Origin of the sequence: Halomonas sp., assembly GCF_033549285.1 — a bacterium.
Lineage (GTDB): Bacteria > Pseudomonadota > Gammaproteobacteria > Pseudomonadales > Halomonadaceae > Halomonas.
The window spans coordinates 1-7721 of the sequence record NZ_JAWSUJ010000138.1 but is presented as its reverse complement, the minus strand read 5'-3'; the positions used below and the strand labels follow the sequence as shown (position 1 = coordinate 7721).

General features: G+C 64.6%; 5 protein-coding genes and 1 pseudogene. 4 read left to right on the top strand and 2 right to left on the bottom strand.

The features are described 5' to 3' along the window. Nucleotides 1–879, bottom strand: an 879-nt coding sequence (locus SCI24_RS19820; protein WP_318727018.1) for a cache domain-containing protein, incomplete at its 3' end; no start/stop codon positions are given. Nucleotides 880–1052: 173 nt separating this feature from the next. On the opposite strand from SCI24_RS19820, the gene ftsZ reads away from it, so the two are divergent. Continuing rightward, nucleotides 1053–2129: a cell division protein FtsZ gene (gene ftsZ, locus SCI24_RS19815; protein WP_318727017.1), complete on the top strand. Its 1077-nt coding sequence runs from the start codon at nt 1053–1055 to the stop codon at nt 2127–2129. 94 nt (nt 2130–2223) lie between these two features. Further along, entirely contained in the window at nt 2224–4221 is a 1998-nt protein-coding gene (locus tag SCI24_RS19810; RefSeq protein WP_318727016.1) for a diguanylate cyclase, read from the top strand. Nucleotides 4222–4251: 30 nt separating this feature from the next. On the opposite strand, the gene SCI24_RS19805 is transcribed toward SCI24_RS19810, so the two are convergent. Next, complete coding sequence (locus SCI24_RS19805) at nt 4252–6756, bottom strand: EAL domain-containing protein (protein WP_318727015.1); 2505 nt, start codon at nt 6754–6756, stop codon at nt 4252–4254. 388 nt (nt 6757–7144) lie between these two features. Here SCI24_RS19805 and SCI24_RS19800 point away from each other — a divergent pair, with 388 nt between their 5' ends. Both SCI24_RS19800 and SCI24_RS19795 read left to right on the top strand, forming a co-directional pair. After that, complete coding sequence (locus SCI24_RS19800; RefSeq protein ID WP_318727014.1) at nt 7145–7570, top strand: CHASE4 domain-containing protein; 426 nt, start codon at nt 7145–7147, stop codon at nt 7568–7570. Nucleotides 7571–7616: 46 nt separating this feature from the next. Next, nucleotides 7617–7721, top strand: a pseudogene (locus tag SCI24_RS19795) (IS630 family transposase); the annotation flags it as partial.

Here is a 7721-nt window from a genome sequence, read left to right as displayed (position 1 = left end):
CCCCCCCAGCAGCAGCACCGCCCCCAGCGCCACCACCAGCAGGGTGACCAGCGAGCTCGAGAGCACGCCGCGCAGGCCGGCGGTGGCTTCATGGTCATCCAGCGCCACCACCAGCTGCCAATCGGTGCCGGGGATGGCCTCGGCGAAGAGCCGCACAGACTGCTCGCCGAGGGTCACCGCCTGGGGCGCCTCGGCGGCGGCGAGCGCGGCCAGACGTTCGGCGTCGAGCGCGCCGCCCAGGCGAGACACCGGCGCAAGCGTAAGTTCCGGATCGGGGTGGGCGATCAGGGTGCCATCGGCGGCGGCCAGGAAGGCGAAGCTGGCCGGGGTGGGAGCGATGGCGCCCACCGTTTCGACGATGGTGCCGATGCCGACGTCGCCACCAACCACGCCGAGCAGCCGGCCATTTCTCTCGATTGGAGCGGCCAGGGTCACCACCAGCTCGTTAGTGGCTACATCAACATAGGGCAAGGTGACGATGGGCTCGCCGGCTTCCACCGCGGCGCGGTACCAGGGGCGCTCGCGGGGGTCGAAGTCCGCCGGCGCCTCGAAGCCGTTGGAGAAGGTGGTGTCGCCATCGGCGGCACGCGCCAGATAGCCCATCTGGAAATTGCCGGAAGCGGCCAGCTGCTTGAGCGCGGACAGCGGGTCGCCGCCGGGGCCGGGCTCCGGCAACGCCTCGAGCATGGTGGTACGGGCCTCGAGCCACTGGCCGATGGCCTGGGCGTTGCCGCTGGCCACTGCGGCCAGATTGCCGGCCACCTGGTCGTCGTTGTGCGACTTCACGGTGAGGTAGCTGGCGGCAGTGTTGAGCACCAGGGCGAGGATGATCACCGCCACGGTGGCGATGAGCAGACGAAAACGCAGAGATGAAAACATGAGGTCACTCGTGGGTGGAGCGAATGGGAGCAGCGCGCGGGTGCCATGCGCCGCAGACAGTGGCCTTTCTATCGACCATACAGGCCGAGACTTTACCCCCCACCCTTCAGTGCAGCGCCTACTCGCCGATACCCTTGGCAGTAGAAGAATTCATGACCAACGCAGGGAAATGCATGAACGAGCTCAGCCCCCCCGAAGAGTACCCGGCCAGCCTCAAGGTCATGGGCGTGGGCGGTGGCGGCGGCAACGCCATCCGCTACCTGCTCGACAGCCACCTGCCGGGCGTGGACTTCATCGTCGCCAACACCGACCGCCAGGCCCTGGGCGCCCTGCCCCAGGAGGTGGCCCTGCCCATCGGCAAGCAGACCACCCGCGGGCTCGGCGCCGGCAGTGACCCGACCACCGGGGCCAAGGCTGCCGAGGAGAGCTGCGAGGTGTTGCGCGCTCGCCTGGCCGGCGGCGACATGCTGTTCCTGATGGTCGGCATGGGGGGTGGTACCGGCAGCGGTGCGGCGCCAGTGATCGCCGCCCAAGCCCGGGAGATGGGTCTGCTCACCGTGGCGGTGGTGACCCGCCCCTTCACCTTCGAGGGGGCGCGACGCAGCCAGGCGGCCAACGAAGCCATTGAGGCCCTTGCCGAGGTGGTGGATTCCCTGGTGGTGGTACCCAACGACCGGCTGCTGCCGACGCTTGGCCCCAACGCCTCGATGATGCGCGCCTTCGCCGAGGTCAACGAGGTACTGCGCCAGGCGGTCTCCGGTATCGCCGAGGTGATCACCCGCCCGGGGCTGATCAACGTCGACTTCGCCGACGTGGCGGCGGTAATGCGTCATCCCGGCCGGGCACGCATCGGCACCGGCTATGGCCAGGGTGAAGCGCGCGCCCGGGAGGCAGTCATAGCGGCCATCGAGCACCCCCTGCTTGAGGCCACCGACCTGGCCGAAGCCGCCGGCGTGCTGGTCAGTGTCACCGCCGGGCCGGACCTGACCCTTGAGGAGTTCAACGAGATTGGTTCGCTGGTGGCCGGCTTCGCCAGCGAGGAGGCGATGGTGATGGCCGGCACCGCCATCGACATGGCGATGAGCGGCGAGCTGAAGCTGACGTTGGTTGCCACTGGCCTGCAAGTGAGCGCTCCCGCCCCCGCGACGGAACGCCCCTCACTGAAGTCCGAACCATCCCGCCAGTTGTCAGCCAGGCAGGAACCCGAACTGCTGGATGTCACGCGCTTTCTGGATGGCCTGCGGCGCTGAGTCGAGACGCGGCCCGCGCGCTCATAAGCCCGATTGAGGATCGGCGGCGCCCTGTCGGTTGGAGGGAGCCCACAGCGCTGGCAAGATGGGTGCAATGTCGACCCATCGCTCCAAACCGTCCGGCTCTGCCGCCCTCTCCCTGCTTGGCTCCTTCCCCCTTAGCCTGATGCGCCTGCTGCTGTCGTTGCGCGGCCGACTGCTGCTCGGCGCAGTCGTGCTGTGGAGCCTGCTATGCCTGACACTGCTCACCTTCGGCTGGCAGTCCGGCACCCTGCTGGTCGGCGAGACCAATCGCATGCACCTGCGTTACGAGGCGGAGCTGATCCGAAATCAGATCACCCAGCAGGTAACTCTGCGCCTGGATGCACTTGAACGGCTGGCAAGACAGCTCCCCACCCCCTCACAGGGTGCCCTCTCACGCCAGGCACCCCATGAGCTGGACGGACTCTTTAACGGCCTGCTGCTGGTGGATACCGGCAGCCGGGTGATCGATGAATGGCCACTATCTCAAGGTCGCACTGGCACCCTCGTCGGCGATCGCCCCTACGCCCGCTTCATGCATGCGATACAGCGCCCACACGTCTCCGAGCCATTCATCGGCCGTATCAGCGGCAGCCCGAGGGTAATGATGCTGGTCCCGTTGCGCGACGCGCGTGGTCGCTATACCGGGTTCCTGGGCGGACTGGTGGATATCGCGCGCAGTGAGCTGTTCGAAGGGTTCGAACGGCTACGGCTTGGCGACGATGGATATGTCTCCATCACCAGCGCCTCGGGGCTGCGGCTCTACCAGCCCCGCGAGAGACAAGCCATCACCAGCGTCAATCGGCAGGCCGACCCCTGGCTCGATCTGGCACTGGACGGCTGGGAAGGCGAAGTCGAGGCAACGGATGACGAAGTGCTCAAGGCCTATCGCCAGATCTGGCCGGCAGACTGGGTAGTGGGTGTCTACCTGCCGCTGGAGCAGGCCTACGACCCGCTGGCCCGATTGATCGAGCGGGTCGGTCATCGCGCCTGGTGGGCCCTGGGGCTGCTGCTGCCGATCATCGCCCTGCTGATCTGGTTGGCCCTGCGGCCGCTCTCGCGCCTTGGCCAGCAGATCAGCGAGCTGAAGCAGGGACAGCGCCACTCGCTGGGCATCCCGACCCGCATGAACGAGCTGCGCCAGGTCATCGACACTTTCAACGAGGTCGAGAGCGATCGACGCGACACCCTAAACCACCTTTACCAGCGCGAAGCGGTGCTACGCGGCATCCTGGCTGCCTCTCCCCAGGCGATGTTCGTGACCGATACCGAAGGACGGGTTACCTTCGTCAACTCGGCACTGGAAGCGATACTGCATATTACGCCACCCGCACCGGTCAGCCAGCTGGCGAACCATCTGCATGCGGCAGATAAGGCGCCGGTGATGGCGGCCTGGCGGGAAAGTCTGGCCCACCACCACGACTTCGAGCGCCAGTTCCGCTACCTGGACGAGCAAGGTGCAGAGCGTTGGCTCGACGTGCACGCCAGCGCCGTGCATGTCGGTGGCGACTTCATTGGCCTGGTAGGTTCGGTGCGCGATATCACCCAGCGCCGCCACGACGATGCCCTGCGCCGCTGGGAGGCCGAACATGACCCGCTGACCGGGCTGCTCAACCGCCGCGGCTTCGAGCGCCGCCTGGAGGATGCCTTCGCTGACTGGGAGAAGGCGGGCACCCCGGGCACGCTGGTGCTGTTCGACCTCGACCACTTCAAGCCAGTCAATGATCAGGGCGGCCACGCCCTGGGCGATGAGATGCTCAAGCGCGTGGCAGGGGCGATGCGCACGGTAACGCGCTCGAGTGACCATGCCGCACGCCAGGGTGGCGACGAGTTTGCCCTGCTGCTCAATGGTTGCGGCATCCACCAGGCCATGACCATTGCAGAGGCTTTGCGCGAGCGCGTGGAGACCCAGAGCGTCGAGCAGGATGGTCATATCTGGCGGGTAACGGCGAGTCTCGGGGTCAGCCAGTTCCATGCCGACGACAAGAGTGTTGAGGCGGTGATCGCTCGGGCCGACGCCGCCAGTTATCAGGCCAAGGCCCGGGGGCGCAACGGCGTGGACATGGTGTGAGGCTGCCCCCAAACCATCAGGCTCAGTCCATCAGGCCATAACGGAGCGGATGAGGTAGCGCTCGGCAAAGATGGCCGCCGGCACCGGGCGACCGGTGAAGAACCCCTGGATCAGGTTGACGTGATAGCGCGATAGCGCATCGAGCTGCTCCTGGGTCTCGACGCCTTCGGCCACCACCCTCAGCCCCAGCTCCTTGGCCATGCCGGTGACCCCCGCGACGATGGCCGCACTACCGCGGCTCTGGCTCAGGCCCTGGATAAAGCTGCGATCGATCTTGATGGTGGTAACAGGCAGCTCCTGCAGGTAGCTCAGTGATGAGTAGCCGGTGCCGAAGTCGTCGATAGCTAACCGGCACCCCAGGTCACGTAGCCCCTCGAGGATCGCCACGGCCTTCTGCTGCTTGTCCAGCAGCACGCTCTCGGTGAGCTCGAAACCGATCTGGCCGGCCGGCAAGTCATAGTCGTGATAGAGGTGCCGCACACGGTTCACCAGGTCAGCCTGCCAGAACTCCCGCGCCGAGAGATTGACCGCCACGCGCGGCGGGGAGAAGCCGGCCTCTAGCCACTCGCGCAGCTGGCTGGCCACGAGATGCAACAGCCGCTCGCCGATGGGCAGGATCAGTCCCGAGCGTTCCGCCAGCGGGATGAACTCTCCCGGCGAGACGGTGCCCAGCTCCGGGTGGTGCCAGCGCAGCAGTGCCTCGGCGCCGTGGACCTCGCCTGTATCGCGGTGGATCAGCGGCTGGAAATACACCTCCAGCCCCTCGCCGGTCTCGGCGGTGTCGCGCAGGGCAGTTTCCAGCCGCAGGCGGTCGGCGTCCTGCTGGTGCATTTCGGAACGGAACAGGCGGTAGGTGTTGCGCCCCTCCTGCTTTGCCTGATACATCGCCGAATCGGCACAGCGCACCAGGCCTGCCGGCGTGGCAGCGTCGTCTGGGTAGAGGCCGATACCCAGGCTACAGCCGACCCGAAATACCTGCCCCTCGATGTCGAACGGCGCACTCACTGAGTCGATCAGCCGACGTGCCACCCGAGTCACCTCATCGAGCTCTTCGACCTCGTTTAGCAGCACGATGAACTCGTCACCGCTGAGCCGCGCCAGGGTATCGTCCTCGCGCAGGTGTGAGCGCAAGCGCCGTGAGACATTGAGCAGCAGCTCGTCGCCGGCGGCATGCCCCAGGGCGTCGTTGACCTGCTTGAAGTGGTCGAGGTCGATGAAGATCACCGCCAGGCGCTTCCCCTGGCGATGGGCATGGCGGATTGCCAGCTCAAGGCGGTCATCCAGCAGGCGCCGGTTGGGTAAACCGGTAAGCGGGTCGTAGTAGGCCAGCCGCTTGACCCGCTCCTCGTTCTCGCGAATATGGGTGATGTCGTTGAACAGGGCGGCGTAGTTGGTGACTTCGCCCGCGTCCCCGTAGATGGCGGTGATGGTCAGCAACTCCAGATAGAGCTCGCCACTCTTGCGGCGGTTCCAGATCTCGCCCCGCCAGTAGCCATGCGCGCGCAGGATGCCCCACATCTCGCGATAGAAGGTGGCATCCTGGCGCCCCGAGGAGAGCATGGCGGGCGTGCGCCCCACCGCCTCCTCCAGGGTATAGCCGGTCATGTGGGTAAAGGCCGGGTTGACGAATTCGATGCACGCCTTGGCATCGGTGATGATGATGCCCTCGAGCGAGGAGTCGATCACGCGCTCGGCCAGCTGCAGGTTGTGCCGAGACTGGGCCAGGGCCTGGTCGCGCTGCTCAAGGGCGTGGCGCAGATCCTCGAAGTAGAGATGCTCGGCGCCAGCCAGCATGTCGCGGAAGCCCAGCAACCCCACGACTTCACCCTGCTGATCCAGCACGGCGAGATGACGTACACGATGGTCGATCAGCAGGTCGCGGGCATGGATCAGTGGATCGCTCTCAGCCACGGTCAACAATGGTCGGCTAGCCAGCTCACCGATCGGGGTGTCGCCCGGATGGCGCGCGACGAAGCGCACCATGTCGCGCTCGGTGAGGATGCCGAGCTCGCGCCCGCCACAGTCCACCACAGCTGCATCGCAGCCGCCGCGCTTCATCTGGCGTACCGCCTGGCCCAGGCTCAGGTCGCAGGCCAGTATCAAGGGCCGGGCGCGCATCGCCCCGCTTACCTCTCGCAAGCGCAGGTAGGGTTCCAGACCCTGGTTCAGGGCCACGTCCGTCTGGGTGATGATGCCCTGAGGCCGCCCCTGCTCATCCACGATAAGGAAGTGGCGCCGCTGCTCGCTGGCGAAACGCAACGCCGCCTCACCAAGCGACGTTCCCAAGGGCAGCGATGCCACGGGCTGACTCATCACCTCGCCGATCGGTACGCGTAGCGCCTTCGGATCATCGAAATCGACACTCAGGCAGTCATGCTCGGTCCAGATGCCGACCGCATGCCCCTCCTCCATCACCAGCATGGCACTACAGCGCCGCGCGGACATCCGCGCGGCGGCATCACAAAGGGGGGTGTCACGCAGGCATGTCAGCAGGCCGGTCTGCATGATGCGGTCGATGGGCAGATCCTGGCTCATGGCGGCACGCTATCCGATAACAAGCCTGTTAGTTTAAAGACCAGGGTCGCGACGCGAATTGATACATATCAATTCTCCGAATGAAAGTGCGCCCGGCTGCCCCTGCAGCATCCTACGCAGCCGGCGAATGTGTTCATGGCCTGGCACAGAGGTACCATTCTGGCAGCTATTGGCCATCGAGCGAGCCCCCTTTCGCTGCGATAGAATCCCCCTACACTACACGTTGTCAGCGATCTCGTACCGCTCGCCATGAACCTGCTGGGCTTCTGGCACCCAAATAATTAGAAATATCTGATGTTAATAAAAAAATGGAAGGATGCTCAAGCATGGCGATACCCGGCCGATATAATGCAAAATAGATGCATTATTACTCAAAGGTATCATTGACATGCTCCCCACCTCCCCGTCATCACTGAGTGCGCGCTTCCTGCTTGCGCTCAGCGGTGTGTTGTTATTTGCCATGTTGGCACTGGTACTTATCAGCTTATATGTGGTCAGGCCAGCCCTGCTGGAAGAGGAGTCCATCGAGGCCAGCGCAGTACTGCAACGCATAGAGAGCGCCGTCAACAACAATAAGGAATTCTTACTGGCACAGGCCCGCGACTGGGCGAACTGGGATGACACCTACGACTTCATCCAAGGGAAAAATCCAAACTACGGAAGTGTCAACTTCAGTCGCGACGTATTCAATGACTTGCACTACCAGATGATGGCCTTATTCAACAATGATGGTGAACTACGCTGGATAGCTGGAATCGATCCTGTTGATGGATCTTACGCTGCATGTGTTGACTTGAATAAGTGCCTAATCTAAAGTTTTCGTGCATAATGTGTGTAGGATACCTGACACGGACGGAACCATGGCAAGGCGCTTCGTTTCCCCTCTCACTGAACCCGAGCAGCAGACGCTGTCTTCCGCCTATCACCATGGTGAGAAGCGCGCCCTCCGCCGACGTGCGCATGCC

What these genes read in the sequence shown, in the direction of transcription:
- SCI24_RS19800 (WP_318727014.1), top strand. Translation starts at nt 7,145, where the DNA reads ATGCTCCCCACCTCCCCGTCATCACTGAGTGCGCGCTTCCTGCTTGCG.
- SCI24_RS19810 (WP_318727016.1), top strand. Translation starts at nt 2,224, where the DNA reads ATGTCGACCCATCGCTCCAAACCGTCCGGCTCTGCCGCCCTCTCCCTG.
- SCI24_RS19805 (WP_318727015.1), bottom strand. Translation starts at nt 6,756, where the DNA reads ATGAGCCAGGATCTGCCCATCGACCGCATCATGCAGACCGGCCTGCTG.
- ftsZ (WP_318727017.1), top strand. Translation starts at nt 1,053, where the DNA reads ATGAACGAGCTCAGCCCCCCCGAAGAGTACCCGGCCAGCCTCAAGGTC.